The organism is Streptomyces sp. SP18CS02 (assembly GCF_036322365.1).
Taxonomy (GTDB): domain Bacteria; phylum Actinomycetota; class Actinomycetes; order Streptomycetales; family Streptomycetaceae; genus Streptomyces.
This window is the reverse complement of record NZ_JAQYXC010000291.1, coordinates 319,884-346,706: the sequence shown is the minus strand read 5'-3', so window position 1 is coordinate 346,706 and position 26,823 is coordinate 319,884. Positions and strand designations below refer to the sequence as shown.

The following is a 26,823-nucleotide window of genomic DNA, read 5'->3' as shown; positions in this document are numbered from 1 at the left end:
TGAGTTCAACTTTATAGTGTTTCGGTGGTCATAGCGTTAGGGAAACGCCCGGTTACATTCCGAACCCGGAAGCTAAGCCTTTCAGCGCCGATGGTACTGCAGGGGGGACCCTGTGGGAGAGTAGGACGCCGCCGAACAATCATTGTGGGAAAGCCCCGCACCTTATGGTGCGGGGCTTTCCTGCGTTCAGGGCCCTGGACGACCCCTGTGCACAGGCCGGTCGTATCTGACGGTAAAGTCAGGGGGCATCGTTGGCTCGTTCTCACAGGAGGCTCCCGGGTGGAGGTCCAGGAGACCCGCGTTCAGACCGACCGGGTCCTCACCATCCCCAACATCCTCAGCATGGCTCGTCTCGTAGCCGTGCCGCTCTTCCTGTGGCTGATTCTCCGCCCCGTTTTCGACGGACCCAGGAGCGATGGCTGGGCCCTGCTGGTGCTCATGCTCAGCGGCATCAGCGACTACCTCGACGGCAAACTGGCGCGACGCTGGAACCAGATCAGCAGCCTGGGGCGGATCCTCGACCCGGCCGCGGACCGGCTGTACATCCTCTCCACCCTGATCGGCCTCACCTGGCGCGAGATCCTGCCGCTGTGGCTCACCGCCGCTCTCCTGGCCCGTGAGCTGATGCTGCTGGTGATGGTGGGGATCCTCCGCCGGCACGGCTACCCGCCCCCACAGGTGAACTTCCTGGGCAAGGCGGCGACGTTCAACCTGATGTACGCCTTCCCGCTTCTCCTGCTCAGTGACGGAGACGGGTGGCTGTCGTCACTCGCTGAAGTTTTCGGGTGGGCGTTCGCCGGATGGGGTACAACTCTGTATTGGTGGGCAGGGATCCTTTACGTGGTCCAGGTCCGCCGCCTCGTCAAGGCGGATACCGCGGCCGATTGAGCTCGTCTCCGGTGCTGTGCAGTGACCGTTCCTGCAGCTTGGCCTGAGTGAGCGGCAGCCCGAATGGGCGAAGTCGGCTGGACCGTCATCTCTGCAAGGAGGACGCTTCCGACATGAAGGCCGTCGTGATGGCTGGCGGCGAAGGCACTCGACTTCGCCCCATGACCTCGAGCATGCCCAAGCCACTCCTGCCGGTGGTCAACCGGCCGATCATGGAGCATGTGCTGCGTTTGCTCAAACGGCATGGGCTCAATGAGACCGTTGTGACCGTGCAGTTCCTCGCATCGCTGGTGAAGAACTACTTCGGTGACGGGGAAGAGCTCGGTATGGAGCTCACCTATGCCAATGAGGAGAAGCCGCTCGGCACTGCGGGGAGTGTGAAGAACGCCGAGGAGGCATTGAAGGACGATGCCTTCCTCGTCATCTCCGGTGACGCGCTCACCGATTTCGATCTGACCGACCTCATCGCCTTCCACAAGGAAAAGGGCGCACTCGTCACGGTGTGCCTGACCCGGGTGCCGAACCCGCTGGAGTTCGGTATCACCATCGTGGATGAAGAAGGCAAGGTCGAGCGCTTCCTGGAGAAGCCGACCTGGGGGCAGGTCTTCTCGGACACCGTCAATACGGGCATCTACGTGATGGAACCCGAAGTGTTCGACTACGTCCAGCCCGATGTCTCGGTCGACTGGTCCGGTGATGTCTTCCCTCAGCTGATGAAGGAAGGCAAGCCGATCTACGGCTACATCGCCGAGGGCTACTGGGAGGACGTCGGCACCCACGAGAGCTATGTGAAGGCCCAGGCCGACGTCCTCGAAGGCAAGGTCGACGTCGACGTCGACGGCTTCGAGATCTCTCCCGGCGTGTGGGTCGCCGAAGGCGCCGAGGTCCATCCCGACGCCGTCCTGCGCGGTCCGCTCTACATCGGTGACTACGCCAAGGTCGAGGCCGGCGCGGAACTCCGCGAGCACACGGTCGTGGGCTCCAACGTCGTCGTCAAGAGCGGCGCCTTCCTCCACCGGGCCGTGATCCACGACAACGTCTACATCGGGCAGCAGAGCAACCTGCGCGGATGCGTGATCGGCAAGAACACCGACATCATGCGAGCTGCCCGGATCGAGGACGGCGCCGTCATCGGGGACGAGTGCCTCGTCGGTGAAGAATCGATCGTTCAGGGCAACGTACGGGTCTACCCGTTCAAGACCATCGAGGCCGGCGCCTTCGTCAACACGTCCGTCATCTGGGAGTCGCGCGGACAGGCCCACCTCTTCGGCGCGCGCGGGGTCTCCGGAATCCTCAATGTGGAGATCACCCCGGAGCTGGCCGTGCGGCTGGCCGGCGCGTACGCCACCACGCTCAAGAAGGGCGCCACCGTCACCACCGCCCGTGACCACTCCCGTGGTGCCCGGGCGCTGAAGCGGGCGGTGATCTCCGCTCTCCAGACGAGCGCCATCGACGTGCGCGACCTCGAGAACGTACCGCTGCCCGTGGCCCGGCAGCAGACAGCGCGGGGAAGCGCCGGCGGAATCATGATCCGGACGTCGCCCGGTGTTCCCGACTCGGTGGACATCATGTTCTTCGACGAACGGGGCGCCGACCTGTCGCAGGCGGGGCAGCGCAAGCTGGACCGGGTGTTCGCGCGCCAGGAGTACCGGCGGGCGTTCCCGGGCGAGATCGGCGATCTGAGCTTCCCGTCCAGCGTCTTCGACTCGTACACCGGTTCGCTGCTGAGAAGCGTCGACACGACCGGGGTGGCGGAAGCGGGCCTCAAGATCGTCGTCGACGCCTCCAACGGAAGCGCCGGGCTCGTCCTCCCCAGCCTGCTGGGACGGCTGGGCGTGGACTCCCTGACGATCAACCCGGGCCTCGACGAGTCCCGCCCGACGGAGACGGCCGAGTCGCGCAGGGCCGGGCTCGTGCGGCTCGGTGAGATCGTGGCGTCGGCACGGGCCGCCTTCGGCGTGCGGTTCGACCCCGTGGGCGAGCGGCTTTCGCTCGTGGACGAGCGGGGCCGGATCATCGAGGACGACCGGGCGCTCCTCGTCCTGCTGGATCTGGTGGCCGCCGAGCGACGCAGCGGCCGGGTGGCCCTGCCGGTGACCACCACCCGCATCGCCGAGCAGGTCGCGGCGTACCACGGCACTCAGGTGGAGTGGACGACCACGTCTCCCGACGATCTGACGCGGGTGGGACGCGAGGAGTCGACGATCTTCGGCGGTGACGGGCGCGGCGGGTTCATCGTGCCCGAGTTCAGCAGCGTCTTCGACGGTGCCGCGGCGTTCGTGCGGCTGATCGGACTGGTCGCGCGGACCCAGCTCACGCTGAGCCAGATCGACGCCCGCATACCGCGAGCCCATGTGCTGCGGCGGGACCTGGCGACCCCCTGGGCCGTCAAGGGCCTGGTCATGCGGCGGGTCGTCGAGGCGGCCGGGGACCGGCACGTGGACACGACCGACGGCGTACGGGTCGTCGAGGCCGACGGCCGTTGGGTGATGGTGCTGCCCGACCCCGCTGAGGCCGTCACCCACCTGTGGGCGGAAGGCCCGGACGACGCGTCCGCGCAGGCGCTGCTCGACGAGTGGGCCGCGGTGGTGGACAGCGCCGGCCACTGACCCCGGGCGATGTGCCGGCGGACGCCCACGGGCGCCTTCCGGCACATCGGTGGGGCCATTCGGCGGTAGCGGCTCCGACGTGCGACGATGTGCGGCATGTCGCAGCAGCCCCCCGTTCGGAGCACCGGATCGCCACCTCCGCGTCCCGACGCGTCCATGTCGCTGCTGACCAATGTGATGGACCACGCGCTCGACGACGGCTACGCGGAGGCGTCGGCCCGCCGGGCCGCCGAGGGCGGCGGACTGCCGCGGACGCTGCGGGCGAAGCTCGGGCTGGCGGCCGGACTGGTGCTCGCCGCCATGGTCGTCACCCTGGGAGCCGCGCAGGCGCAGATATCCGCGCCGGTCGTGGCGAAGGAACGCGAAGAGCTCATCGACCGGATCGAGTCGGAGACATCGGCCGCGGACGACCTCGAGAAGCAGATCGAGCAGTTGCGGGGCGAAGTGGGGGAACGCCAGCGCAAGGCGTTGCAGCGGCACGGCGGGGACCAGGCGGAGCTCGTCGCCCTGCTCTCCGGTGCGACCGAGGTACGGGGGCCGGGCGTCAAGCTCGTCGTCGACGACGCCAAGGGCACCGACCAGGGTGGCGGCGGGCCCCGGGAGAGCAGCGGGTTCTCCGACACCGGCCGGGTGCGCGACCGGGACATGCAGCGGGTCGTCAACGGACTGTGGCAGTCGGGCGCCGAGGCGATCTCCATCAACGGGCAGCGCTTGACCGCCCTGTCGGCGATCCGCGCGGCGGGCGACGCCATACTGGTCGACAACAAGCCGCTCGTGCCGCCGTACACGGTGCTCGCGGTGGGGGACGGGAAGAAGCTGAGCACCGCGTTCCAGGACAGTGCCGACGGCCAGTACCTGCACGCGCTGCAGGAGAACTTCGGTATCCGCACCAGCATTTCCAGCCCGGACGAGGTGCGTCTGCCGGCCGCGCCGAGCCTGATCGTACGTACAGCAGAGCCGAGGACCGCCGGAGCCGGCACGGGTGACGGGCAGGGCGCGGCCGACACAGGGAAGGGCACATCTTGATCGCCGTACTGGGCCTCGTCGTGGGAGTCGTGGTCGGACTGTTCGTCCGGCCCGAGGTACCGGCGGTGGTCGAGCCCTACCTGCCGATCGCCGTCGTGGCCGCCCTCGACGCGGTCTTCGGAGGTCTGCGGGCGATGCTCGACGGGATCTTCGTCGACAAGGTCTTCGTCGTCTCGTTCCTGTCGAACGTCGTCGTGGCCGCGCTCATCGTGTTCCTGGGCGACAAGCTGGGTGTCGGGGCGCAGCTGTCCACGGGTGTGGTCGTGGTGCTCGGCATCCGGATCTTCTCCAACGCTGCCGCCATCCGGCGGCATGTGTTCCGGGCGTGAGGCCGATGAGCAACGACAGCACACCCCAGCCCGAGGGCAACGGAGAGACCAACTCCCGGCCCGAGTCCCCCGAGTCCCCCGGGTCCCCGGGGCCCCTGCCCATGCCCCAGCCGAGTCCCCGGCCGGGACCGGAGGCGCTGCCGGGTCCGCAGCCGCCGGCCGAGCCCGCGCCGCCGGCTCCGTCGGAGGCGGTGCCGGCGCCCGAGGCACCGGCGGTCCGTGAGGAACCGGCGGCACCCGGGACGGCCTCCGAGGAGGCCGCGGAACCGCCCGAGCAGAGCGGCCGTCAGCGGCTGGTCGCGGGACTGTGGCCGCCGCGCATCACGCGGGCCCAACTCATCGTGGCCGTCCTCCTGTTCGGCCTGGGGCTGGGTCTGGCCATCCAGGTCCGTTCGACCAGCGACAGCAGCGCGCTGCGCGGGGCGCGTCAGGAGGACCTGGTCCGTATCCTCGACGAGCTCGACGACCGTACGCAGCGGCTGGAGGACGAGAAGGCTCGTCTGGAGGATCAGCGTACGGAGCTGGAGAGCAGTTCCGACCAGGCGGAGGAGGCCCGCAAGCAGACGCTCGAAAAGGAGCGGCAGCTGGGCATCCTGGCCGGTACGGTGGCGGCGCAGGGGCCGGGGATCACGCTCACCATCGACGACGGGGCCGGTGCGGTCGACTCGGACATGCTCCTGGACGCGATCCAGGAGCTCCGTGCGGCCGGTGCCGAGGCGATCCAGGTCAACGACGTGAGGGTGGTCGCCGACTCGTACTTCTCCGGTGCCGACGGCGACATCGAGGTGGACGGTCAGAAGATCGACGGTCCGTACCGCTTCAAGGTCATCGGCAAGCCCCAGGACCTCGAACCGGCGCTGAACATCCCGGGAGGCGTCGTGCAGACCTTGGAGAAGGAGCAGGCCACCGCCACGGTGACCCGCTCGGAGAAGATCGTCGTGGACGCCTTGCGACCGGCGGAGCGGCCTGACTACGCTCGGTCGTCATCGCGGTGAGGCGGGGGCGCATGGGGGTCGTGCGACGAGGGCATGAGGTTGCGGGGGGTCGCCGCATCACAACGGTGGTGCGTGGTGGAAACTGTCCGGAGGGTACGGACGTTGTGAGGGTGTCCGGGTCGGCAGGTGTGTTCAATCAGGGTTCGTCCTGCCCCACGGGCGGGTCTGTTTCGTTCAAGGGGAATCGCCCGTGAAGTTGTTTGCGAAGTTGTTCGGCAAGAGCGCGCGCGAGGACAGCGGCAACGCTGCCAAGCATCGCGCGCCGCGCCATGGCCAGGATGAGGAGCAGGGTGGCGAGCGCCCGCTGTTCCGTGACGAGGTCGCTGGTCCGGGCGGTGACATTCCGGGGGGTCAGGGCGCGTCTGTTGACCCTGCCGGTCCCGGCCGCATAGGTTTCGGGGAACCATCGACCTCGAGTGCGGGTGGAGGGTTTGCCCCCGACCCGTATGCGACCAGCCCCCACGCGGGCCGGCCGCGGCAGGAGGGTTCGTCCATGCCGGTGTGTACGAGGTGCGGGCACCGCAACGCCGAGGCCAGCAGGTTCTGTTCCCACTGCGGTGCGCCGCTGCGTGCGGGTGCCCCCGCGGAGCGTGCGTCCGAGACGACGTCGACCATCTCGATCTCGGGTCTGGAGGCGTACGACGCCGAGGTGACCGGTCAGACGCAGCTGCCGTCGCTGTCGCCGGAGGCGCAGGCTGCGGTGGACGCTCTGCCGCTCGGCTCCGCGCTCCTGGTGGTGCGGCGCGGCCCGAACTCGGGCAGCCGCTTCCTGCTGGACGGTGAGCTGACCACCGCCGGACGGCACCCGCAGAGCGACATCTTCCTCGACGACGTGACCGTGTCGCGGCGTCATGTGGAGTTCCGCAGGGCCCAGGACGGCAGTTTCACCGCCTCGGACGTCGGCAGCCTCAACGGCACCTACGTCAACCGGGAGCCGATCGACTCGGTCGTCCTGGCGAACGGCGACGAGGTGCAGATCGGCAAGTACCGGCTCGTCTTCTACGCGAGCCAGCGAGGCGTGTGACCCGGCAGGGAAGGCCTATGCTGCGAACTTCGGCTGGCGGTGCCGGTCACGGCGCCGCCGGCTCGGCTGATCAGCTGGTGAGCATCGGTACGGTGCTCAACCAGCTGCGCGAGGAGTTTCCCGAAGTCACCATCTCCAAGATCCGGTTCCTGGAGGCGGAGGGGCTCGTCGAGCCGCAGCGGACCGCTTCCGGATACCGGAAGTTCGGTCCCGGGGATGTCGAGCGGCTGGCCCAGATCCTGCGCATGCAGCGGGATCACTATCTGCCGTTGAAGGTCATCCGCGAACACCTGGACGCCCTCGCACGCGGCGAGCAGGTCGCGCTGCCGGCCCCCGGGCCCCAGCGCGACCTTCTGGACGGCGGTCCCTGGGAGCCCGGCCTGGACCGTCCCACGGTCGCCCGGGTGGGCAGGGCCGAGCTCCTGGCGGCCGCCGAGGCCGGTGAGGACGAGCTCGCCGAGTGGGAGTCGTACGGTCTGATCACCCCGGAAGCGGACGGCGGGTACGACGCGGAGGCCGTGACGGTCGCCAAGCTCGTCGCGGACCTGAGGAGATTCGGTATCGAACCGCGCCATCTTCGCGCGGTGAAAGCCGCCGCCGACCGCGAGGCGGGACTGGTCGAACAGGTGGTCGCGCCCCTGCGCCGGCACCGTAATCCGCAGACCAGAGCCCATGCCGAGGCGACAGCCAAGGAGATGGCGGCCCTCTCGGTGCGGCTGCACGCGGCCCTGGTGCAGACGGCTCTCGGGGTCAGGTTGCACTGATCTTGAGGGGGCCCGACTACCCAAACCGGTCCGGCACGTCCTAGGGTTGCTGTGTGAACGAGCTCGATGTTGTCGGTGTCCGGGTCGAGATGCCCTCCAACCAGCCGATCGTGCTCCTGCGTGAAGTGGGAGGCGACCGGTACCTCCCCATCTGGATCGGTCCGGGGGAGGCGACGGCCATTGCCTTCGCCCAGCAGGGCATGGCCCCTGCCCGGCCGCTCACGCACGACCTCTTCAAGGACGTGCTCGAGGCCGTGGGTCAGGAGCTGACCGAGGTGCGCATCACCGACCTGCGGGAAGGTGTCTTCTACGCGGAGCTTGTCTTCGCCAGCGGGGTCGAGGTGAGTGCCCGGCCGTCCGACGCCATAGCGCTCGCCCTGCGCACCGGTACCCCGATCTTCGGAAGCGACGGCGTGCTCGACGACGCCGGGATCGCCATCCCGGACGAGCAGGAGGACGAAGTGGAGAAGTTCCGCGAGTTCCTCGACCAGATCTCGCCCGAGGACTTCGGGACCAACAGTCAGTGACCTCGCCCGTCTGCCCCGGCCACCGTCGGCCCGAGCCGTGACCGGCGGGCGTGACGTCTTCTCCGTGGCCTGATCTTGGGGGCGCCATCGGCGCATTCGAGTAGCCTTTCCCGGAATCGGGATACGGGAAACCACTCTCAGGGTGATTATCACTCGGCGTGCCGAGTGTGGCGATCGTTGACGCACCCCGAGTGACTGCCTACCGTCGAGATGGCAGGTCTAGGACGGAGGGTCGGCGTGATGAGCAGCGGCGACGGTACGGCGGCGAGCGGGCCGTACCCGCTTCACGGAAGTGCGGCCGAACCGCTTCACGGCGACGCGGCCGACCCGGACACCGAGACCATCGGCTATCGGGGTCCGACCGCCTGCGCGGCGGCCGGGATCACATACCGCCAGCTCGACTACTGGGCCCGTACGGGGCTGGTGGAGCCGAGCGTGCGGGCCGCCTACGGATCGGGCACCCAGCGGCTCTACAGCTTCCGTGACGTGGTCGTTCTGAAGATCGTGAAGCGATTCCTCGACACGGGGGTCGCCCTGCAGAACATCCGGGCCGCGGTTCAGCACCTGCGTGCCCGGGGCTTTCGCGATCTGGAGCGCATGACGCTGATGAGCGACGGCGCCACGGTCTACGAGTGCTCCTCCCCGGACGAGGTCGTGGACCTGCTCCAGGGCGGCCAGGGCATCTTCGGCATCGCCGTCGGCGTGGTGTGGCGGGACGTCGAGGCGGCGCTGTCGCAGCTGCACGGCGAGCGCGTCGACACGGGCGAGACGCTGATCGGGCCGAATCCCTCGGACGAACTGGCCAGGCGCCGGCGTGACAAGGCCGTCTGACCGGGACCGCGGACGAGCCCGGGCGGCCGGTCGTACACGGGTGCGAGCCATTGTCAGTGGCGTAGTGCAGCATCAGTGATGTGAGAGCAGCGCCGACGATCCTGCATCTGGACATGGATGCCTTCTTCGCCGCCGTCGAACAGGCGGCGAAGCCGAGTCTGCGCAAAAAGCCCGTGGTGGTCGGCGGGCTGGGGCCGCGCGGTGTGGTCGCGACGGCGTCGTACGAGGCCAGGCGGTTCGGGGTGCACTCGGCGATGCCGATGGCCCAGGCCCGGCGGCTCGCGCCGAACGCCGCGTACCTGGTGCCGCGGTTCACGCTGTACCGGGCCGTGAGCGAGCAGGTCATGGAGCTGCTGGGGCGGCTCTCGCCGCTGGTGGAGCCGCTCAGCCTGGACGAGGCGTTCGTGGACCTGGAGGCGGGGGGATCGGCCCATGACGCCGCGACGGCGCGGGAGGCCGGTGAGCGGCTGCGCAGGGACATCTACGGGGCCACGGGGCTCAGCGGGTCGGTGGGGCTGGCGGGGTCCAAGATGCTGGCGAAGATCGCGTCGGAGGAGGCCAAGCCCGACGGGCTGCTGCTGATCGAGCCCGGCACGGAACGAGAGCTGCTGGGGCCGATGCCGGTGCGCACCCTGCCGGGCGTGGGGCCCGCGACCGGCGAGCACCTGCGACGGGCGGGCATGACCACGGTGGCGGACCTGGCGGAGGCGGGCGAGGACGAGCTCGTACGGCTGCTGGGGAAGGCGCACGGGGTGTCGCTGCACCGGATGGCCCGGGGGTACGACGACCGGCCCGTGGTGGCGGAGAGGGATGCCAAGTCCGTGTCGGTGGAGGACACCTTCGACGTGGACCTGCACGACCGGGTGCGGGTGCGCATGGAGGTGGAGCGGCTGGCCGACCGGTGTGTGCGGCGGCTGCGGGCCGCGGGGCGCTCCGGCCGGACGGTGGTGCTGAAGGTGCGGCGGTACGACTTCTCGACGCTGACCCGCTCGGAGACGCTGCGCGGCCCGACGGACGATCCCGGGGTGGTGCGCGAGGCGGCGGGGCGGCTGCTGGAGGCCGTGGACACCACGGGCGGGGTGCGGCTGCTGGGCGTGGGCGTGTCGGGGCTGGCCGACTACACGCAGGAGGATCTGTTCGCGCAGGCGGCCGCCGCCGACGAGGCGGCCGTCCTGGCGGCGGGCGGCCCGTCCGACGCCGCCTCGCCCGCGACCGCCGACGGACCGGCCCACCGTCGGCCCCACGGCCACCCCGAGGGGCCGGGGGCTCAGGCGGGCCGGCCGGGAGGTGCGGCCGGGGACAGCGGTGCCCGGGCGGCCGAGGGGGCCCGCCCCGACGAGGAGCGGCACGAACGGCGGTGGCCGGCCGGGCACGACGTGCGGCACGCCGATCACGGTGCGGGGTGGGTGCAGGGCAGCGGGGTGGGGCGGGTCACGGTGCGGTTCGAGACGCCGGGATCGGCTCCGGGGCGTGTGCGGACGTTCTGGTCGGACGATCCGATGCTGGAGCTGTCGGATCCGCTGCCGCTGGTGCCGGGGGAGTCCCGGCACCCCGGTCAGTCGTCCTGTCCGGCCAGCCTGCCGAAGTCGCGGTCGGAGGCGGCGGAGGGGGGCGCGGAGTCCTCCGGCGGGGAAGGCAGGTCGATTCCGTAGTGGTGGTAGAGCTGCAGCTCCTGTTCGGGGGAGAGGTGGCGTCCGACGCCGAAGTCGGGCGCGTCCTTGATCAGGGCCCGCTCGTAGGGGACGTGCAGGCCGTCGTCGGCGAGCTCGCTGGGGGCCAGGGGGACGAAGGCGTCACGGCTGAACAGACCCGTGCGGACGGCCGCCCACTCCGGCACGCCCGTCGCGTCGTCCAGATACACCTCGTCGATGCTGCCGATCTTGTGCCCGTTGCGGTCGAAGGTCTTGCGGCCGATCAGGCTGCGCGGATCGATATCGGTCTGCACGGTCCCTCCAACTGGTCGCAACAGTTCCGTCAACACTACGAAAGTGCACAACGGTGACCTCGGCCACTTGAGGGATCGTGATCCGACCTCGCTGGTAGTCTGGCTAGCGGCTGCTGACCCCGTGCGGGAGAGTCCTCTGGAGAAACCTTTCGGAGGCGCCGAAGGAGCAAATCCTCCCCGGAATCTCTCAGGCACCCTGTACCGCACGGACGAGGTCACTCTGGAAAGCAGGGCGGGCGTCGGACGGCATCCGCTCTCACCGACGGTGAAAGCCGGACCGCCCTGTGGCGTCCGGTGAAGCTCTCAGGTTGAGATGACAGAGGGGGAGGCCGTCCGGGCACCCGCGCCGTGGTGCCCCTCGCAGGTCGCATCGACCAGGAGGCCCCCCGCATGACCGCCAACCGCATTCCGCTCTCCCAGCTGGAGCGAGGCATCCCCTTCGAGCAGCGCCACATCGGACCCGACGCCGAGGCCCGGGCCAAGATGCTCGCGCAGGTGGGCTACGGGTCGCTCGACGAGCTCACGGCCGCCGCGGTTCCGGACGTCATCAAGAGCGCCGAGGCGCTCGGGCTGCCGGAGGCCCGTACCGAGGCCGAGGTCCTCGCCGAGCTGCGCTCGCTGGCCGACCGCAACCAGGTGCTCGCACCGATGATCGGCCTGGGCTACTACGGCACCTTCACCCCGCCGGTCATCCTGCGCAACGTCATGGAGAACCCGGCCTGGTACACCGCGTACACGCCGTACCAGCCGGAGATCTCCCAGGGCCGCCTGGAGGCGCTCCTCAACTTCCAGACCGTGGTGGCCGATCTGACCGGTCTGCCCACCTCCGGCGCGTCGCTGCTCGACGAGGGCACCGCGGCCGCCGAGGCCATGTCGCTCGCCCGCCGTGTGGGCAAGGTCAAGGACGGCGTCTTCCTGGTCGACGCCGACGCCCTGCCGCAGACCATCGCCGTCATCGAGACCCGCGCCGAGCCGACCGGTGTCGAGGTCGTCGTCGCCGACCTGAGCGACGGCATCCCGGCCGAGATCGCCGAGCGCGGGGTCTTCGGCGTCCTGCTCCAGTACCCCGGTGCCTCCGGCGCCGTGCGCGATCTGAAGCCGGTCATCGAGCAGGCGCACGAGCTGGGCTCGATCGTCACCGTCGCCGCCGACCTCCTGGCCCTCACCCTGCTCGCCTCGCCCGGTGAGCTGGGCGCCGACATCGCCGTCGGCACCACGCAGCGCTTCGGCGTCCCCATGGGCTTCGGCGGTCCGCACGCCGGCTACATGGCCGTACGCGAGAAGTTCGCCCGCAGCCTCCCGGGCCGGCTCGTCGGCGTCTCCGTGGACGCGGACGGCAACAAGGCGTACCGCCTGGCACTGCAGACCCGCGAGCAGCACATCCGCCGTGAGAAGGCGACCAGCAACATCTGTACCGCGCAGGTGCTGCTCGCCGTCATGGCCGGCATGTACGCCGTGTACCACGGCCCCGACGGCCTGAAGGCGATCGCGCGGCGCACCCACCGCTACGCCGCCATCCTCGCCGAGGGCCTGCGGGCGGGCGGGGTCGACGTGGTGCACGACTCGTACTTCGACACCCTCACCGTCCGCGTGCCCGGCAAGGCCGCCCAGGCCGTCGCCGCCGCCCGCGAGGGCGGGGTCAACCTCCGCCTCGTCGACGCCGACCACGTCTCCGTCGCCTGCGACGAGACCACCGGGCGTGCGCAGCTGGCCGCCGTCTGGGACGCCTTCGGGGTGCACGGCGACATAGAGGCACTGGACGCCCGGACGGCCGAGGCGCTGCCCGAGGGCCTCCTGCGCACCGACGCCTACCTCACCCACCCGGTCTTCCACGCGCACCGCTCCGAGACCGCCATGCTGCGCTACCTGCGCAAGCTGGCCGATCGTGACTACGCGCTGGACCGCGGCATGATCCCGCTCGGCTCCTGCACGATGAAGCTCAACGCGACCACCGAGATGGAGCCGGTCACCTGGCCGGAGTTCGCGCAGATCCACCCCTTCGCCCCGGTCGACCAGGCGCAGGGCTACCTCACCCTCATCCGTGAGCTGGAGGAGCGCCTCGCGGAGGTCACCGGCTACGACAAGGTGTCGGTCCAGCCCAACGCCGGTTCGCAGGGCGAGCTCGCCGGTCTGCTCGCGGTGCGCGCCTACCACCGCGCCAACGGCGACGACCGCCGCACCGTCTGCCTCATCCCGTCCTCCGCGCACGGCACCAACGCCGCCAGCGCCGTGATGGCCGGCATGAAGGTCGTCGTGGTGAAGACCGCCGACGACGGCGAGGTCGACATCGCGGACCTGCGCGCCAAGATCGAGCAGTACCGTGACGAGCTGTCCGTACTGATGATCACCTACCCCTCCACGCACGGTGTCTTCGAGGAGCACGTCGCCGACATCTGCGCGGCCGTGCACGACGCCGGCGGCCAGGTGTACGTCGACGGGGCCAACCTCAACGCCCTGGTCGGAGTGGCCAAGCCGGGCAAGTTCGGCGGCGACGTCTCGCACCTGAACCTGCACAAGACCTTCTGCATCCCGCACGGCGGCGGCGGCCCGGGCGTCGGCCCGGTCGGTGTGCGGGAGCACCTCGCCCCGTACCTGCCCAACCACCCCCTCCAGCCGACGGCCGGGCCGGAGACGGGCGTCGGCCCGATCTCGGCCGCCCCGTGGGGCTCGGCCGGCATCCTGCCGATCTCCTGGGCGTACGTCCGGCTCATGGGGGGCGAGGGACTCAAGCGGGCCACGCAGGTCGCCGTCCTGGCGGCCAACTACATCGCCAAGCGCCTGGAGCCGCACTACCCCGTGCTCTACACCGGTCCGGCAGGGCTGGTCGCGCACGAGTGCATCGTGGACCTGCGCCCGCTGTCCAAGGCCACCGGCGTCAGCGTCGACGACATCGCCAAGCGCCTGATCGACTACGGCTTCCACGCGCCGACCATGTCGTTCCCGGTGGCCGGCACGCTGATGATCGAGCCGACCGAGAGCGAGGACCTCACCGAGCTCGACCGGTTCTGCGACACGATGATCGCGATCCGTGCGGAGATCGAGAAGGTCGCGTCCGGCGAGTGGCCCGCCGACGACAACCCGCTGCGCAACGCCCCGCACACGGCGGCCGCGCTGGGCGGCGAGTGGAAGCACGCCTACACCCGTGACGAGGCGGTCTTCCCGGCCGGGGTCTCGGCCGCGGACAAGTACTGGCCGCCGGTACGCCGGATCGACGGGGCGTTCGGCGACCGCAACCTGGTCTGCTCGTGCCCGCCGCTGGACGAGTACGACAACTGAGGCGTAGGCCCGTCGGCAGGAGCGTCGGTCGGTGAGTACGCCGACCGACGCAGGCGGCACAGGAGATGCCTGACGGGCAGGCATGCGTCGGGGCCGGTACGGAGGAGAACTCCGGGCCGGCCCCCTTCGTGTCCGTGCGGCTCCGCCCTCAGGCCGCCGTCATGATCTGCGTGGTGCTCAGCGGCCGGTGCGGCGCGATGATCTGTCCGTCCGGCAGGAGCTCACCGGTGTCCTCGAAGAGCAGGACGCCGTTGCACAGCAGGCTCCAGCCCTGTTCCGGGTGGTGAGCCATCAGACGAGCGGCCTCCCGGTCCGCGGAGTCGGCTGTCGGGCAGGCTGGCTGGTGCTGGCACATGGCTGGGTTCTTTCGCTGCGGTGTGGTGTCTGTCCTGCGGCTCGATGCGGTGTTCATGGCCGCCCCCCGTTGTCGGTGGTCCGTTCCAGTGTTGCCCTACGGGCGTCGATCCGCAGGGATTTCGCGGCAGCACTTCCTACTGCTTAATGACGTATCACTCGCGCGGATGGTTCAGCTCAACCGCACTGTCCCTTCGGGTGGTTCGTATGGTCGGATCGGGCTAGTCCGTACGGACCCGGCCGCGACAGCACAGTGCCCCGCGGCCGGAGCGCACGCGGGGCACTGCGGGTCTCACCGGCTCGCGTGGCGGGCCGGTGACCGGCTGGGCCCGGGACCGGATCCCGGGGGTCGGGTCAGGCCGTGGAGCCGAGCAGCGGCGGCGGCACGAGTCTCAGCGACAGGACCGGCAGCAGGTCGGCGACCCGGTGCGGGAAGTGCGCGGCGATCCCGGGCGGCGCCGGCGCCAGCGGGACCAGCAGGTCCGCCGGGGCGGGGGTGCCGACGGAGGGGTCCGCCTCCGTGTCGCCGTGCAGCCAGAGCGTCAGCATGTACAGATCGGGAATCGACAGCAGGCGCGGTTGGTAGGCGGTCTGCATCGCCTCCGCCTGGCGCAGGGCGCGTTCGGTGGAGGTGAGGTAGGGGCCTTCGAAGAAGTGCGAGAAGGCCCAGCCGTCCGGAGTGAGCATGGTGTCCCCGGCGGCGACGGCGCGATCACCGCCGCGGATCAGGAACCGCCAGCCCGTGAGCCTGGTGCGCGGTGCGCCGACGGCGGCAACGGCCTGGTCGCGTACGTCCAGTACGTGGACGGGCAGCGGCAGTTCGGGGCTCAGAGGTCCCTGGACGGACCGCAGAGCGGGGGTATGGGCCTCGCGGACGGCGGGGGAGCCGAGGGCCGCGAGGACGCTGCGCAGGGCAGGCGCGGGGGGCTGGGAGACGTGGAGCGGCATGGTGGGTCGCCTCTCACTCAAGAGACAGGGTGAAGCGAGGAAGGTGCGGACGGCACTGTCAGCGCGGGGTCAGAGGAGGGCCGATGGGCCCATGGCCGGGCGCCGACTCTCTGCCTCGTTCGCGGAGTTTATACGACAGGTGTTCACCCGGTGTTTCCACTAGCCGTCGCCCATATTACGGACAAGGCCGAATCAGGACTTTATTCACCGGAGTTTTCGTGGATTTCCTGTGAATGCAGACCGCCTGCCTGGGGCGTTATCCGAAACGCGGTCGGCCGGAAAACGCCGACCTTCTTCAGCGGCCCTGGACAGTGGTAACTGCCGACTGCCTCATGCCAGCGGAATGTGCCGGGTGCCCGATCTACTCAGCCTACCGCCCAGGTGGTCTCCGCGAGGGCGTTACAGATCAGTCCGGCTGGGCATTATCGTCCGTGACGCGAGCGGCCGACGCCGCGTGCCGCCCACTCGAGGAGGGACGCTTCGATGGGGGAGAAGGTCGTGGCAGGCGGGTCTGACCTGTCCGATCGGCAGAGGTACCGCCAGAAGTTGCAACAGTGTCTGGCGGGACTGGGGAGGCTGCTGGCCGAGAAGCGGTTCGACCGGCCCAAGAATCTCATGGGACTGGAGATCGAGCTCAATCTGGCGGGTGCCGACGGGATGCCTCGGATGATGAATGCCGAGGTGCTGGAGCGCATCGCCAGCCGGGATTTCCAGACGGAACTCGGAATGTTCAATCTCGAAGTGAATGTTGCCCCGCACCGACTCGGCGGGCACGTCTTCGAGCAGCTCGCCGAGGAGTTGCGCACGGGGCTGGGATATGCCGATCGCAAATCCAAGGAGCTGGGTGCCGGGATCGTGATGATCGGAATTCTCCCGACGCTGGCCCAGCAGGACGTCGTCTCCGCGAACCTCTCCGACGTCGATCGCTACATGCTCCTCAACGATCAGATCGTGACGGCGCGGGGTGAGGATTTCACCCTCGACATCGACGGTGTCGAGCGGCTGAACTGCACGGCGGCGTCCATCACTCCCGAAGCGGCGTGCACCTCGGTGCAGTTGCACCTCCAGGTCACCCCGGCCCGGTTCGCCGATGTGTGGAACGCGGCGCAGGCGGTGGCCGCCGTGCAGGTGGCGGTCGGTGCCAACGCGCCGTTCCTCTTCGGCCGCGAACTCTGGCGGGAGTCCCGGCCTCCGCTGTTCCAGCAGGCCACCGACACCCGCCCGCCGGAGCTCCAGGCCCAGGGCGTGCGACCGCGCACCTGGTTCGGTGAGCGATGGGTCGAATCGGCGTACGAGCTCTTCGAGGAGAACCTGCGGTTCTTCCCCTCGCTGCTGCCGATCTGCGACGAGGAGGACCCCCTGCGGGTGCTCGACGACGGAGGCGTGCCCTCGCTGCACGAGCTGGTCCTGCACAACGGCACGGTCTACCGGTGGAACAGGCCCGTCTACGGCGTCGCCGACGGCGTACCCCACCTGCGGGTGGAGAACAGGGTGCTGCCCGCGGGGCCCACGGTCGACGACGTGATCGCCAACGCCGCCTTCTACTACGGCCTGGTGCGCGCGCTCGCCGAGGAGGCCAGACCGGTCTGGAGACGGATGCCGTTCGCCGACGCCGACGCGAACTTCGAGACCGCCTGTCGGTTCGGCATCGACGCCGAGCTGCGCTGGCCGCGCCCCGGCCGCAACGGCGGCATCACCACGGTGCCGGCCGTCAAGCTCGTCCGGGACGAACTGCTTCCCCTGGCGGCCGCCGGCCTCGACGCCTGGGGGATCGAGGCCGGGGACCGCGACCACTACCTCGGGATCATCGAGCAACGCTGCAAGCGCCGGGTGAACGGCTCCTCCTGGCAGGTGGAGACCTTCCACCGGGCCCTGGAGGCAGGTCTGGACCGGGAGGCGGCGCTCGCCGCCACCACGCGTCGGTACATCGAGCTGATGAACCACGGCGACCCGGTGCACACCTGGCCGGTCGCCTTCCCCTCGCCCGCGGAGCGGCGGGCGCTGTGACGTGACCGGCGGGGCGTGACGACCTCGTGCGACGGTGGGGCGTGACGGGCGGGGCGGCAGGGTGTCGTCCCGCCCGTCGGTACGCCGAGTGGTTCCGCCGCCCGGCCGCCCGGCCGCCGGGCCGGCGGAGGGAGCCCCGGCCGCACCGCGGCCGCGATGCGCGGACGAGAGCGCGGGTGTGTCCGTCACGACGCCCGGCCGCGCGTCGGCGGGACGGCGCGCGGCGCGGCCGGCCTCCCGCGCCTTTCCGTGCGCTGTTCCGCGCACCGTACGAGCGGTCGGTCCGACGTGCCGGTGCGACGGTCGAACCGCCGAGCGGACGCCCCGCCTCGCCCTCGCGCCTCGCCGTCGGGCAAGCTGTGACGTCCCGCGGCCGGGAGCCGTTGCCGTGTCCTCGGGACTGAACGGACGAGGATCCCGCGCCGTAGGAATGACGTCCGCCCCCGAGGCCCGTCGCGCATGAGCGTCCCGCTCGCATCGGGACTCCGGCCGCGCGGGAGCCGGCCGGGGCGGGACGGGATCGGCGAAGTGGAGACAGGGGTGCAGGTGGACGCGGGGTGCGTGGCGAATTCTCTTCCTCCCGAGGGGAATTCACGAAAGATCTTCCGGTCCGAGACGGTGCTCGTCCTGGCGATCTCGCTGGGCGCGAGCGGTGTCTCCGCGCTCATCAGCTTCATCGGGTCTCTGACGAAGCCGGGCGGGCTGAAGGACCAGGCCGCGACGCTCAACGGGTCGTACGCGCCGGGGCGGCCATGGCTCGACCTCGCGTGGCAGCTTTTCGGGATCGCGTCCGCGCTGGTGCCGGTGGCGCTGGTGGCGCACCTGCTCATGAGGGAGGGCGCGGGTCTGCGGGCGATCGGCTTCGACCACCGCAGGCCCTGGTCGGACCTGGGGCGCGGGGCGCTGGTGGCGGCGGGCATCGGCAGCGCGGGCCTGGCCTTCTACCTGGTGGCGCGGGCGGCCGGGTTCAACCTCACGGTAGTGCCCGAGGCGTTGCCCGGAGTGTGGTGGAAGTTTCCGGTACTGATCCTGTCGGCGGTCCAGAACTCCGTACTGGAGGAGGTGATCGTCGTCGGCTACCTGCTGCGCAGGCTGGGGCAGCTGGGGTGGACACCGACGGCGGCGCTGGTCGCGAGCTCGGTCCTGCGCGGCTCGTACCACCTCTACCAGGGCATCGGCGGCTTCATCGGCAACATGGTGATGGGCGTCGTGTTCGTACTGCTGTACCGGCGGTGGGGACGGGTCGGGCCCCTCGTGGTGGCGCACGCGCTGCTCGACATCGTGGCTTTCGTCGGATACGCCCTGCTGGCGGGCAGGGTGGGCTGGTTGCCGACCGCGTAGATCGCTGACGAAGGGGGCGTACGGCAGCGGCCGTACGCCCCCTTCGTCGTGGGCGCGTCATGTGTGCCCCGGCGGGTCCGGCCACCGGAACGCACGGTCCCGCGGCGACGGAGTCGTGCCTCCCGGCCGGTACGCCGTGCGCCCTGCGGGGTGCCCTGGCCGTGCGCGGCGGTCAGCTCCCGATTCCGGTCAGCAGGTCGCCCTCGATGACCGTCACCGCGCTCCCGGTCAGCAGGGTGCGCTCACCCCGCAGCGAGGTGCGGATGACGCCGGTTCGCGCTCCGCCCTGGAGGGCGGTGAGTTCGTCGCGGCCCAGGCGGGCCGACCAGAACGGCGCCAGCGCGGTGTGCGCGCTGCCCGTGACGGGGTCCTCGTCGATGCCCACGGAGGGGAAGAAGCAGCGGGAGACGAAGTCGTGGCCGCGTGCCGGGTCCTCGGCGCGGGCCGTGGCGATGACGCCCCGGTCCGAGAGCGCGGTGAGCGCCGCATGGTCCGGCGCCAGGGATCGTACGGCCCGCTCGTCCGCGAGCTCGACCAGCAGGTCCCCGATGTGCGCGGAGGTGTCGTGCACCGAGAGCACCTCCGCGCCGAGGGCCTTCGCGAGCCCGTCCGGCGCGGGTACCGGCGTGAGCGTGGAGGTGGGGAAGTCCAGCGTGATGGTGCCGTCGTCGCCGGCCGTCGCCGAGAGGATGCCGCAGCGTGCGGCGAAGCGCACCGTACCGGTCGCGCGGCCGGTGGTGTGCAGGACGTGGGCCGTGGCCAGAGTGGCGTGTCCGCACATGTCCACCTCGGCGACCGGGGTGAACCAGCGCAGCGCCCAGTCGGCCTCGCCGCCGGGCGGCAGGGGATGGGCGAAGGCCGTCTCGGAGAGGTTGACCTCCATGGCGACCTTCTGGAGCCAGTGGTCATCGGGGAAGGCGTCCAGGAGCAGGACTCCCGCCGGGTTTCCGGAGAAGGGCCGGTCGGTGAACGCGTCGACGATTCGAATCCGCATGGTCCGACGGTAGGGGCGGAAGGAAGCCGCAGGCCAAGGCCAATCCGGCGTCGCTGGACCGCAAACGATTGTCTGGCGACCAGTTCCGATATATCGTTGACGCATCGCGACAGATCGACGGTGGAAGGAGTGTCAGTGATGCGTTCCCGAGGAAACGAGCATGACCACGGACGAGGGCACGGGCACGGTGACCGCGGACCCGGTCATCGCGGTCGTGGCGGCTGGGCCGAACAGGGCGACTTCGAGGGCGGGCGATCCGCCTTCGGCCCCTTCGGGCCGGGCTTCGGCGGCGGTCCGTTCGGCGGCGGCCACTTCGGTGGCGGGCGCGGTCGTGGAGGTGGCCGCGGCAGGGCGAGGCGCGGTGATGTGCGCGCCTCGATCCTCGCGCTGCTCAAGGACCGCCCCATGCACGGCTACGAGATGATCCAGGAGATCGGCGAGCGCAGCGGCGGGGCCTGGCGGCCCAGCCCCGGCTCCGTCTACCCCACGCTCCAGCTGCTGGAGGACGAGGGCCTGATCAGCAGTGCCAGCGAGGGCGGCAAGAAGCTGTTCACGCTGACCGAGGCGGGTGTCGAGGAGGCCGGATCGGGGCCGGACGCCCCGTGGGAGGAGGTCGGACGCGGGGTCGACTGGGAGGCCATGAACGAGATCCGCCAGGCCGGCTTCGGCCTGATGGAGGCGTTCGGCCAGGTCTGGAAGACCGGCAGTGCCGATCAGCGTCAGAAAGCGCTCGGCGTCATCAACGACGCCAAGAAGAGGCTGTACCTGATCCTCGCCGACGAGGACTGACCCGGCTCGCACCGGCCCGCCGGTTCCGGCCGGTGCGCTGCCGGCCGTGCGCCCGATCGGCGGCCGGTACGGGCGGGCCCCGCGAGCTACGGCCGCGGGACCCGCCCGTACCGCGCCCGGTCTCCGGTCGCCGGGCGGCCCGGCCGGGCGTCCGAGGGGCGGGCGGTCACCCTTGGGCGGCCGGGAGGTGAGGGGGCGCGATCGGGCGGCCGGGGAGCGGCGGTCCGCCCCTTCCGCCACCCGTGGCGACGCGCCCGCCGGCCCCATCGGGGCAAGTCGGCGCGCGCTCTCCCCGGGGGAAGATCTTCCGATCTCCTCCCCAAGGTGGAGGAAGCGGTCGCAGGTCCCCACCTTCCGTGGGACACGCGAATGCTTCCCGCCGGGGATGTTCCGGCCTCGGCCGACTGACGAGGTGGGAGGGTGCACCGCCCTACCCCGCACGTCTCCATCGGCCCGCCGAGAGCCGTGCGGAGATCGCGGCCGGGCTCACCGCCGAGCCGGCCCCGGTCGTCACCGGAGCGCGACGCAGGGCGCTGCGCGACGGCGACCGCCAGATCGACACGGCACCCCTCCTGCACTCCCTGATCGAGTCGGACCCCGCGGTGCGGGCCCTCTTCGACGGCCCGCAGGCCGCCCGGGTGCTCGGCTGCCTCGTCCAGCGCAGCATCGGCTACGGGCTGCGCTGGCGGGCCCGCGTCGAGGGCTCCGGTGCCGTGCCCCCGGCTCGGGGGGCGGACATGGCCGGGTGGTCGCCCGCCGCCGTGGCCGTCATGGAGGCCGCGCTCGCCCGCGCGGCGCTGCGCGGCGCCGAACGGGCGGCCGGGGTGGACCTGCTCGCCGGGATCGCCGCGGACCGTGGATGCCGGGCCGTCGAGGTGCTGACCCGGGCGGGGATCGACACCGAGGCTCTGGCCGGACGGATCGGGAACCCGTCTCAACAGGTGTGACAGCCTTTACGCTCCTGTCGGGCTGCTGACATGATGTGGCGATGCACGCGTCTCAGGGGAGAAGCGCCGGCCTGGGACTCGCCCTGGCCTCGGCGTTCGCATTCGGTGGATCAGGTGTCGCGGCCAAGCCGCTGATCGAAGCGGGGCTGGACCCGTTGCACGTGGTCTGGCTACGGGTGACCGGTGCCGCGCTCATCATGCTGCCCGTCGCCTGGCGTCACCGGGATCTGCTGCGCCGCAGGCCCGCGCTGCTGGCCGGCTTCGGTCTGCTGGCCGTCGCCGGCGTGCAGGCCTGTTACTTCGCCGCTCTCTCCCGCATCCCCGTCGGCGTCGCTCTGCTCATCGAGTACCTGGCCCCCGCGCTGGTCCTCGGCTGGGTGCGGTTCGTGCAGCGGCGGCCGGTGACCCGCGCCGCGGCGCTCGGTGTGGTCCTCGCGGTCGGCGGGCTCGCCTGTGTCGTCGAGGTGTGGTCGGGACTGGGCTTCGATGTACTCGGCCTGCTCCTGGCGCTCGGAGCGGCCTGCTGTCAGGTCGGCTATTTCGTCCTGTCCGACCAGGGCGGCGGCGAGGACGACTCCGCCGACCCGCTGGGCGTGATCGCGTACGGGCTGCTGTTCGGCGCCCTCGTCCTCACCGTCGTCGCCTCCCCCTGGGGCATGGAGTGGGCGGTGCTGACCGGAACCGCGGACGTGGGCGGCACCGCGGCCCCGGCCTGGCTGCTGCTCGGCTGGATCATCCTGATCGCGACCGTCGTCGCGTACATCGCCGGCGTCATCTCCGTGCGCCGGCTCTCCCCCCAGGTGGCGGGCGTGGTGGCCTGCCTGGAGGCGGTCATCGCGACCGTACTGGCGTGGGTGCTGCTGGGTGAGCACCTGTCGGCGCCACAGGTCCTCGGTGGTGCGGTGGTACTCGTGGGGGCCTTCATCGCCCAGTCCTCGACCCCCAGGCCGCCGTCGGGGCCGGTCGCCGGTCCGGCCGAGGGGCGGGACCGCGCCGAAGCCGAACGATCCGCCCGGCCGACCGCCGTCTAGGGGGACGATCCCGCGTCCGGCCGTGCCTCCGCCGCCCGTTGTCCCACGCGCGCGGCCGTCACTTCGGCGGAGACCGGCCCGGGCCGCCGTCGGCGCCGAGGGTGACGGCGTTCGCGACGGCGGTCGCGACGGCGAGGCCGGTCGCCCCGCCGGCCGCGGGCCGTTCGGCACGCGGGCAGTGACGAACCGCTCCGGGGTGCCCTGTGGTCCTCCCGGCGGCCGGATGCACGGTGATCACTCTGCTCGCGGCGGCGGCGCGGGCCCGCGCCCGTCTCGGACGCCGGTGCGGCGCCGGATCTGATGGGCGCGGGCCGCCGGGTCGAGCGGAGCCCCGCGGGCGGCGAGGCCCTCGGCGATCCGCTCCTGGACGGCCTCCGGCTTGTGGTTGGCGTACTTGAACTTCGCCCGCACCTCACGCACGTCGAGTCGCAGCCCGCGCAGTCCGGACAGCAGCCTGCCGTACGGCGCCTCGCCCACGGCGGCCCGTGCCGAGCCGCCCCCGGGCTGGAAGTGTGCCACCTGGCGGTTCAGCAGCTCCGCCTTCTCGTAGGGATCGTCGACCACCTGGGCGGTGCACGTCAGTTGGACCGCCGCGTAGAACGACGTCGGAGTGCCGTGCTCGGACGGCCCGCCCTCGGGCGCCGCCCACGGGCCGGGGATGAACGCGTAGTCGTCCACGACGCTGAGCAGCACGAGCCCGTCGGCTTCGAGCGCCGGCCACATCGGGTTGGGGCGGGCGAGGTGCGTGATGACGGCGCCGTACGGTCCGGAGTGCGCGTCGTACCGGAAGTGCAGTGGCTGGACCCAGGGCGGTTGCCCGGGCGGACCGTTCACCGAGAGCTGGCCGAAGTCGTGCGAGGCGAGCCAGTCGCGCCACTCGGCGTCGTCGTGGGGCGCGTCCCAGGGGTGGATGAGCACGGCGCCTCAGCGGACGGACAGATAGTCGGGCAGGGGGACGGCGGGGTCGAGATCGTCGGCGGGGATCGGCGTACCGTGCGTGCTCCGGACGGGGACGACGCCGGTCCAGTGCGGGAGCGTGAGGTCCTCCGGCTCGTCGTTGGGCCCGCCCGTGCGCGTCTTGGCGGAGACCTCGGCGAGGTCCAGGCGCAGGACGGCGGTCGCGGCGAGCTCCTTGGCGTTCGCCGGGCGCGCGTCGAGGGAGCGGCCCGGTACGACGTGGTCGACGAGGGCGTCGAGGGCGATGCGCTTCTCCTCGGGGTCGGTGACCTGGCGGGCGATGCCGTGGATCACCACCGAGCGGTAGTTGATGGAGTGGTGGAAGGCGGAGCGGGCCAGGACCAGGCCGTCGACGTGGGTGACGGTCAGGCAGACGGCGAGGCCCGGATCGGTGTCGCCCGCCATGCGCAGCGGGCGGGAGCCGGTGGAGCCGTGGACGTACAGCCGCTCGCCCACCCGCCCGTAGAGCGTCGGCAGGACGACCGGGGCGCCGTCGCGCACGAAGCCGAGGTGGCACACATACGCCTCGTCGAGTATCGCGTGCACCGACGGGCGGTCGTAGGCGGCGCGCTCCCGGGAGCGGGTGGGCACGGTGCGCCCCGTCGGGGCGTAGTCCTGCTGGGCGTCGACAGCGGTCCCCGGCGCGGTCTGCGGCACCGGACCAGTCGAGGTCTCCGACATTGCGATCTCCATTGCACTAGTGCATAATTTGGTTTGTGCTAGGAGAGTATCGGATTGCCGGGCGTCGCGCATCGGAGATCGCCGCGAGCGTGGAGCAGGCTGTGGGTGCGGGCGAGTTGCAGCCCGGTCAACTGCTGCCGCCCATGCGGCAGTTGGCCGAGCGACTGGGTGTCAATCCCAATACGGTGGCCGCCGCCTACCGGACCCTGCGCGAGCGGGGGGTGATCGAGACGGCCGGTCGCAGGGGCAGCAGGGTGCGGCCGCGCCCGGCGACCACCGCTCGCGGAGGCTTCCGGATCGACGCCCCGGCCGGCGTCCGGGACGTGGGCGACGGCAACCCCGACCCGGCGCTGCTCCCCTCGTTGGAGGAGGCCCTGGCGGCCGCCGCGCGGCACGACGCCGAGCACCCGGGGCTCTACGGCCAGGAGCCGGTCGACGCGGATTTCGCACGACTGGCCCGCGCCGCGTTCGCCGAGGACGGGGTGCCCGACGGCCCGATCGCCGTCACCTCCGGATCCCTGGACGCGGTGGAGCGGGTCCTGGCCGCGCATGTTCGGCCCGGCGACGCGGTGGCGGTCGAGGACCCCGGCTGGGGCAGCCTGCTGGATCTCGTACCGGCCCTGGGCCTGAGGCCCGTGCCGGTCGAGGTGGACGACGAGGGGCCGCTGCCCGACGCGGTCGAGCGGGCCCTGGACGGCGGGGCGCGGGTGCTGATCGTGACGGACCGGGCGCAGAACCCGACCGGTGCGGCGGTGAGCGCCGCCCGCGCGGCGGAGCTGCGGCGGGTGCTGGCCCGGCGGCCGGACGTCCTGCTCATCGAGGACGACCACGGCCACGGCATCGTCGATCTGCCGTTGCACCCCTTGGCGGGGACGACCACCCATTGGGCCCTGGTGCGCTCGGTCGCCAAGGCGTACGGACCGGACCTGCGGATCGCCACGCTGACCGGGGACCCCGTCACGGTCGACCGCGTCCTCGGCCGGCAGCGGCTCGGACCGGGCTGGGTCAGCCGGCTCCTCCAGCGCGCGGTCACCCGGTTGTGGGAGACGGGCGCGGTGGACGCGCGCGCCGTCGCGGCCTCGTACGGGGAACGGCGCGACGCGCTCGTCCGCGCTCTGGCCGAACGGGGGGTCGCGGCGCACGGGCGCAGCGGGATGAACGTATGGGTGCCGGTGGCCGACGAGACCGGCACGGTGGCGCGGCTGCTGCACGCGGGCTGGGCGGTGGCGCCGGGGGCGCGGTTCCGGATGTCGGCGGGGCCGGGCGTGCGGCTGACCGTTTCGGGGCTGGCCCCGGCCGACGTCGGGCCGCTCGCCGACGCGGTCGCGGCGGCGAGCGGCCCCCTGGCGGCGCGCAGTTACGGCTGACGCGGGATTTCCGCGGCAGGGGCGGGCGCGGTCCGGCCGGCGCGCGTGCGGCCGCGGGGCGCCCGGCTCTGGGTGAGGGCGGCACCGGCCAGCACGATCAACGCGCCGACCGGAGTGTTCCAGGTCAGGCCCTCGCCCAGCAGTGTGACGCCCGCCGCCGTGGCGATGACCGGGATGAAGTACGTGACCATCTGGCCCGTCGTCGGGCCGACCTCGGCGACCAGGCCGTACTGGAGCAGTACGGCGAACCCGGTACCCAGCGCGCCCAGCGCGACCACCGCGAGCAGCGGAACGACCGGGAGGTCGTCCGGCGGACTCGTGAACGCGGGAGTGACCAGTGCCAGCTGCAGGGTGGCCAGGAAGAGCTGCGCCCCGGTGAGCGAGAGGTGCGATTCGCTCCGGCCCGCGAGCGTGCGGCGTACGTATATCCAGCCGATCGGATAGCTGAGCGATGCCAGCAGGGCCATGGCGGTGCCGGTGATGTCGAGGCCGGAGAAGCCCTGCCAGGCCCCGAGGACGGTCAGGACGCCGAGGAAGCCGATGCCGAGGCCCGCCACCCGCCGGCGGGTGGGCCGGTCCTCGGAGAGCGCGACCAGCGACAGGGCCATGCCCCACAGCGGGGACGTGGCGTTGCAGATCCCGGCGAGCGTCGAGGGGATCGTCAGCTCGGCGTACGAGAAGAGCGAGAACGGCAGCGCGTTGAGGAAGAAGGCCGCCACCGTCAGATGACCCCAGGTGCGAAGGCCGCGCGGCGGCTTCGCGCGCTTCACGGCCATCGCCACGGCGAGCACCGCCGTCCCGAACAGCAGCCGCCCGAAGGTCACCTGGAACGGGGCGAAGGCCCCGGTGCCCACCTTGATGAGCAGGAAGCTGAAGCCCCAGATGAGGGAGAGCACGGCGAAGCGGACGCGCCAGTCGAGCCCCCGGCGCGGCCCCGGGCCGGGGGAGGGTGCGGTGGCCGTGGCGGGTGTGCCGGGACCGGAGACCCCGGCGGAGCCGGGCGCAGGGGCGGAACCCGGTGAACCGGCGGTCCCGTCGGTGGAGGCGGATGCCGGTGTGGAGGCGCGGTCCGCGGCCGCCGGGCCGGCGGCGGTACCGGTGGCGGCGGCCGGTGGCCGAGGAGGGGTCGCTGTGCTCATGCCGTCCACGATGGCCCGCACGACGTCTTAGAACAAGCGAGATTTTCTGTAGCT

General features: G+C 71.4%; 24 protein-coding genes, 1 rRNA gene and 1 riboswitch. Of the genes, 18 read left to right on the top strand and 7 right to left on the bottom strand.

Annotated elements, in window-relative coordinates; translation table 11 throughout:
• Positions 1-20 precede the first annotated feature (20 nt).
• The 11 genes from rrf to PUR26_RS24215 all read left to right on the top strand — a co-directional run bounded on the left by rrf (position 21) and on the right by PUR26_RS24215 (position 10,645).
• Positions 21-137, top strand: a 5S ribosomal RNA gene (rrf, locus tag PUR26_RS24265).
• A 142-nt stretch (positions 138-279) separates the two neighbouring features.
• Positions 280-888 carry a CDP-alcohol phosphatidyltransferase family protein gene (locus PUR26_RS24260; protein ID WP_329874934.1) on the top strand — a complete coding sequence of 203 codons (609 nt, stop codon included), beginning with the start codon at positions 280-282 and terminating at the stop codon, positions 886-888.
• A gap of 113 nt (positions 889-1,001) precedes the next feature.
• Entirely contained in the window at positions 1,002-3,497 is a 2,496-nt protein-coding gene (locus PUR26_RS24255; RefSeq protein ID WP_329874932.1) for a mannose-1-phosphate guanyltransferase, read from the top strand.
• A gap of 96 nt (positions 3,498-3,593) precedes the next feature.
• Positions 3,594-4,523 carry a DUF881 domain-containing protein gene (locus PUR26_RS24250; RefSeq protein WP_329874930.1) on the top strand — a complete coding sequence of 310 codons (930 nt, stop codon included), beginning with the start codon at positions 3,594-3,596 and terminating at the stop codon, positions 4,521-4,523.
• Positions 4,520-4,852 carry a small basic family protein gene (locus PUR26_RS24245; RefSeq protein ID WP_031069011.1) on the top strand — a complete coding sequence of 111 codons (333 nt, stop codon included), beginning with the start codon at positions 4,520-4,522 and terminating at the stop codon, positions 4,850-4,852. Before PUR26_RS24250 ends, PUR26_RS24245 begins: the two co-directional genes overlap by 4 nt.
• Before the next feature lie 5 nt (positions 4,853-4,857).
• Entirely contained in the window at positions 4,858-5,847 is a 990-nt protein-coding gene (locus PUR26_RS24240; protein ID WP_329874926.1) for a DUF881 domain-containing protein, read from the top strand.
• Between the two features lie 82 nt (positions 5,848-5,929).
• The gene (locus tag PUR26_RS24235) at positions 5,930-6,871 is read left to right on the top strand and encodes an FHA domain-containing protein (RefSeq protein ID WP_329874969.1); all 942 of its coding nucleotides are present in this window, start codon (positions 5,930-5,932) and stop codon (positions 6,869-6,871) included.
• A gap of 17 nt (positions 6,872-6,888) precedes the next feature.
• Positions 6,889-7,635 carry a transcriptional regulator FtsR gene (gene ftsR, locus PUR26_RS24230; RefSeq protein ID WP_329874924.1) on the top strand — a complete coding sequence of 249 codons (747 nt, stop codon included), beginning with the start codon at positions 6,889-6,891 and terminating at the stop codon, positions 7,633-7,635.
• A gap of 53 nt (positions 7,636-7,688) precedes the next feature.
• On the top strand, positions 7,689-8,162 hold the full coding sequence (locus PUR26_RS24225) for a bifunctional nuclease family protein (RefSeq protein WP_005475662.1): 474 nt from the start codon (positions 7,689-7,691) through the stop codon (positions 8,160-8,162).
• 240 nt (positions 8,163-8,402) lie between these two features.
• Positions 8,403-8,993, top strand: a complete 591-nt coding sequence (locus tag PUR26_RS24220) for a MerR family transcriptional regulator (RefSeq protein ID WP_443077145.1) — start codon at positions 8,403-8,405, stop codon at positions 8,991-8,993.
• Positions 8,994-9,073: 80 nt separating this feature from the next.
• On the top strand, positions 9,074-10,645 hold the full coding sequence (locus PUR26_RS24215; RefSeq protein WP_329874895.1) for a DNA polymerase IV: 1,572 nt from the start codon (positions 9,074-9,076) through the stop codon (positions 10,643-10,645).
• Here PUR26_RS24215 and PUR26_RS24210 read toward each other — a convergent pair.
• Entirely contained in the window at positions 10,549-10,938 is a 390-nt protein-coding gene (locus tag PUR26_RS24210) for a PRC-barrel domain-containing protein (RefSeq protein WP_329874893.1), read from the bottom strand. The genes PUR26_RS24215 and PUR26_RS24210 overlap by 97 nt on opposite strands.
• Before the next feature lie 114 nt (positions 10,939-11,052).
• Positions 11,053-11,152, top strand: a riboswitch (glycine riboswitch).
• A 176-nt stretch (positions 11,153-11,328) separates the two neighbouring features.
• Between PUR26_RS24210 and gcvP the strand changes: the two genes are divergently transcribed.
• Entirely contained in the window at positions 11,329-14,214 is a 2,886-nt protein-coding gene (gcvP, locus tag PUR26_RS24205) for an aminomethyl-transferring glycine dehydrogenase (RefSeq protein WP_329874892.1), read from the top strand.
• A 148-nt stretch (positions 14,215-14,362) separates the two neighbouring features.
• On the opposite strand, the gene PUR26_RS24200 is transcribed toward gcvP, so the two are convergent.
• Together PUR26_RS24200 and PUR26_RS24195 are read right to left on the bottom strand one after the other, a co-directional pair.
• Positions 14,363-14,569, bottom strand: coding sequence for a DUF5999 family protein (locus PUR26_RS24200; RefSeq protein WP_329874891.1), 207 nt, complete (start codon positions 14,567-14,569; stop codon positions 14,363-14,365).
• A 353-nt stretch (positions 14,570-14,922) separates the two neighbouring features.
• Complete coding sequence (locus PUR26_RS24195) at positions 14,923-15,516, bottom strand: hypothetical protein (RefSeq protein ID WP_329874890.1); 594 nt, start codon at positions 15,514-15,516, stop codon at positions 14,923-14,925.
• Positions 15,517-15,999: 483 nt separating this feature from the next.
• Between PUR26_RS24195 and PUR26_RS24190 the strand changes: the two genes are divergently transcribed.
• Together PUR26_RS24190 and PUR26_RS24185 are read left to right on the top strand one after the other, a co-directional pair.
• Positions 16,000-17,523, top strand: coding sequence for a glutamate--cysteine ligase (locus tag PUR26_RS24190; protein WP_329874889.1), 1,524 nt, complete (start codon positions 16,000-16,002; stop codon positions 17,521-17,523).
• 561 nt (positions 17,524-18,084) lie between these two features.
• Positions 18,085-18,864: a CPBP family intramembrane glutamic endopeptidase gene (locus PUR26_RS24185; protein WP_329874888.1), complete on the top strand. Its 780-nt coding sequence runs from the start codon at positions 18,085-18,087 to the stop codon at positions 18,862-18,864.
• Positions 18,865-19,036: 172 nt separating this feature from the next.
• Here the strand turns inward: PUR26_RS24185 and PUR26_RS24180 are convergent, their stop codons facing one another.
• On the bottom strand, positions 19,037-19,858 hold the full coding sequence (locus tag PUR26_RS24180; RefSeq protein ID WP_329874886.1) for a PhzF family phenazine biosynthesis protein: 822 nt from the start codon (positions 19,856-19,858) through the stop codon (positions 19,037-19,039).
• A gap of 138 nt (positions 19,859-19,996) precedes the next feature.
• On the opposite strand from PUR26_RS24180, the gene PUR26_RS24175 reads away from it, so the two are divergent.
• The 3 genes from PUR26_RS24175 to PUR26_RS24165 all read left to right on the top strand — a co-directional run bounded on the left by PUR26_RS24175 (position 19,997) and on the right by PUR26_RS24165 (position 22,625).
• Positions 19,997-20,647, top strand: coding sequence for a PadR family transcriptional regulator (locus tag PUR26_RS24175; protein WP_329874884.1), 651 nt, complete (start codon positions 19,997-19,999; stop codon positions 20,645-20,647).
• 404 nt (positions 20,648-21,051) lie between these two features.
• Positions 21,052-21,594 (top strand): Clp protease N-terminal domain-containing protein, encoded by a 543-nt coding sequence (locus PUR26_RS24170; RefSeq protein WP_443077149.1) that lies wholly within the window; start codon positions 21,052-21,054, stop codon positions 21,592-21,594.
• A gap of 41 nt (positions 21,595-21,635) precedes the next feature.
• A complete protein-coding gene (locus tag PUR26_RS24165) occupies positions 21,636-22,625 on the top strand; it encodes an EamA family transporter (protein WP_329874882.1) in 990 nt (329 codons plus the stop codon).
• Positions 22,626-22,859: 234 nt separating this feature from the next.
• Here PUR26_RS24165 and PUR26_RS24160 read toward each other — a convergent pair whose 3' ends face one another.
• Both PUR26_RS24160 and PUR26_RS24155 read right to left on the bottom strand, forming a co-directional pair.
• Positions 22,860-23,543, bottom strand: a complete 684-nt coding sequence (locus tag PUR26_RS24160) for an FMN-binding negative transcriptional regulator (protein WP_329874880.1) — start codon at positions 23,541-23,543, stop codon at positions 22,860-22,862.
• A 6-nt stretch (positions 23,544-23,549) separates the two neighbouring features.
• Positions 23,550-24,275: a pyridoxamine 5'-phosphate oxidase family protein gene (locus tag PUR26_RS24155; protein WP_443077144.1), complete on the bottom strand. Its 726-nt coding sequence runs from the start codon at positions 24,273-24,275 to the stop codon at positions 23,550-23,552.
• Between the two features lie 23 nt (positions 24,276-24,298).
• On the opposite strand from PUR26_RS24155, the gene PUR26_RS24150 reads away from it, so the two are divergent.
• Entirely contained in the window at positions 24,299-25,630 is a 1,332-nt protein-coding gene (locus PUR26_RS24150) for an aminotransferase class I/II-fold pyridoxal phosphate-dependent enzyme (protein ID WP_329874878.1), read from the top strand.
• On the opposite strand, the gene PUR26_RS24145 is transcribed toward PUR26_RS24150, so the two are convergent.
• Positions 25,621-26,769, bottom strand: coding sequence for a DMT family transporter (locus PUR26_RS24145; RefSeq protein WP_329874876.1), 1,149 nt, complete (start codon positions 26,767-26,769; stop codon positions 25,621-25,623). The two genes, PUR26_RS24150 and PUR26_RS24145, sit on opposite strands and share 10 nt — an antisense overlap.
• Positions 26,770-26,823: the final 54 nt, after the last annotated feature.

Excerpts from the sequence above, each read along its gene's own strand:
- PUR26_RS24250 (WP_329874930.1), top strand. The coding sequence starts at position 3,594 with ATGTCGCAGCAGCCCCCCGTTCGGAGCACCGGATCGCCACCTCCGCGT.
- ftsR (WP_329874924.1), top strand. The coding sequence starts at position 6,889 with ATGCTGCGAACTTCGGCTGGCGGTGCCGGTCACGGCGCCGCCGGCTCG.
- gcvP (WP_329874892.1), top strand. The coding sequence starts at position 11,329 with ATGACCGCCAACCGCATTCCGCTCTCCCAGCTGGAGCGAGGCATCCCC.
- PUR26_RS24180 (WP_329874886.1), bottom strand. The coding sequence starts at position 19,858 with ATGCGGATTCGAATCGTCGACGCGTTCACCGACCGGCCCTTCTCCGGA.
- PUR26_RS24220 (WP_443077145.1), top strand. The coding sequence starts at position 8,403 with ATGAGCAGCGGCGACGGTACGGCGGCGAGCGGGCCGTACCCGCTTCAC.
- PUR26_RS24165 (WP_329874882.1), top strand. The coding sequence starts at position 21,636 with ATGCACGCGTCTCAGGGGAGAAGCGCCGGCCTGGGACTCGCCCTGGCC.
- PUR26_RS24190 (WP_329874889.1), top strand. The coding sequence starts at position 16,000 with ATGGGGGAGAAGGTCGTGGCAGGCGGGTCTGACCTGTCCGATCGGCAG.
- PUR26_RS24195 (WP_329874890.1), bottom strand. The coding sequence starts at position 15,516 with ATGCCGCTCCACGTCTCCCAGCCCCCCGCGCCTGCCCTGCGCAGCGTC.
- PUR26_RS24240 (WP_329874926.1), top strand. The coding sequence starts at position 4,858 with ATGAGCAACGACAGCACACCCCAGCCCGAGGGCAACGGAGAGACCAAC.
- PUR26_RS24255 (WP_329874932.1), top strand. The coding sequence starts at position 1,002 with ATGAAGGCCGTCGTGATGGCTGGCGGCGAAGGCACTCGACTTCGCCCC.
- PUR26_RS24175 (WP_329874884.1), top strand. The coding sequence starts at position 19,997 with ATGCGTTCCCGAGGAAACGAGCATGACCACGGACGAGGGCACGGGCAC.
- PUR26_RS24145 (WP_329874876.1), bottom strand. The coding sequence starts at position 26,769 with ATGAGCACAGCGACCCCTCCTCGGCCACCGGCCGCCGCCACCGGTACC.
- PUR26_RS24155 (WP_443077144.1), bottom strand. The coding sequence starts at position 24,275 with ATGGAGATCGCAATGTCGGAGACCTCGACTGGTCCGGTGCCGCAGACC.
- PUR26_RS24200 (WP_329874891.1), bottom strand. The coding sequence starts at position 14,569 with ATGTGCCAGCACCAGCCAGCCTGCCCGACAGCCGACTCCGCGGACCGG.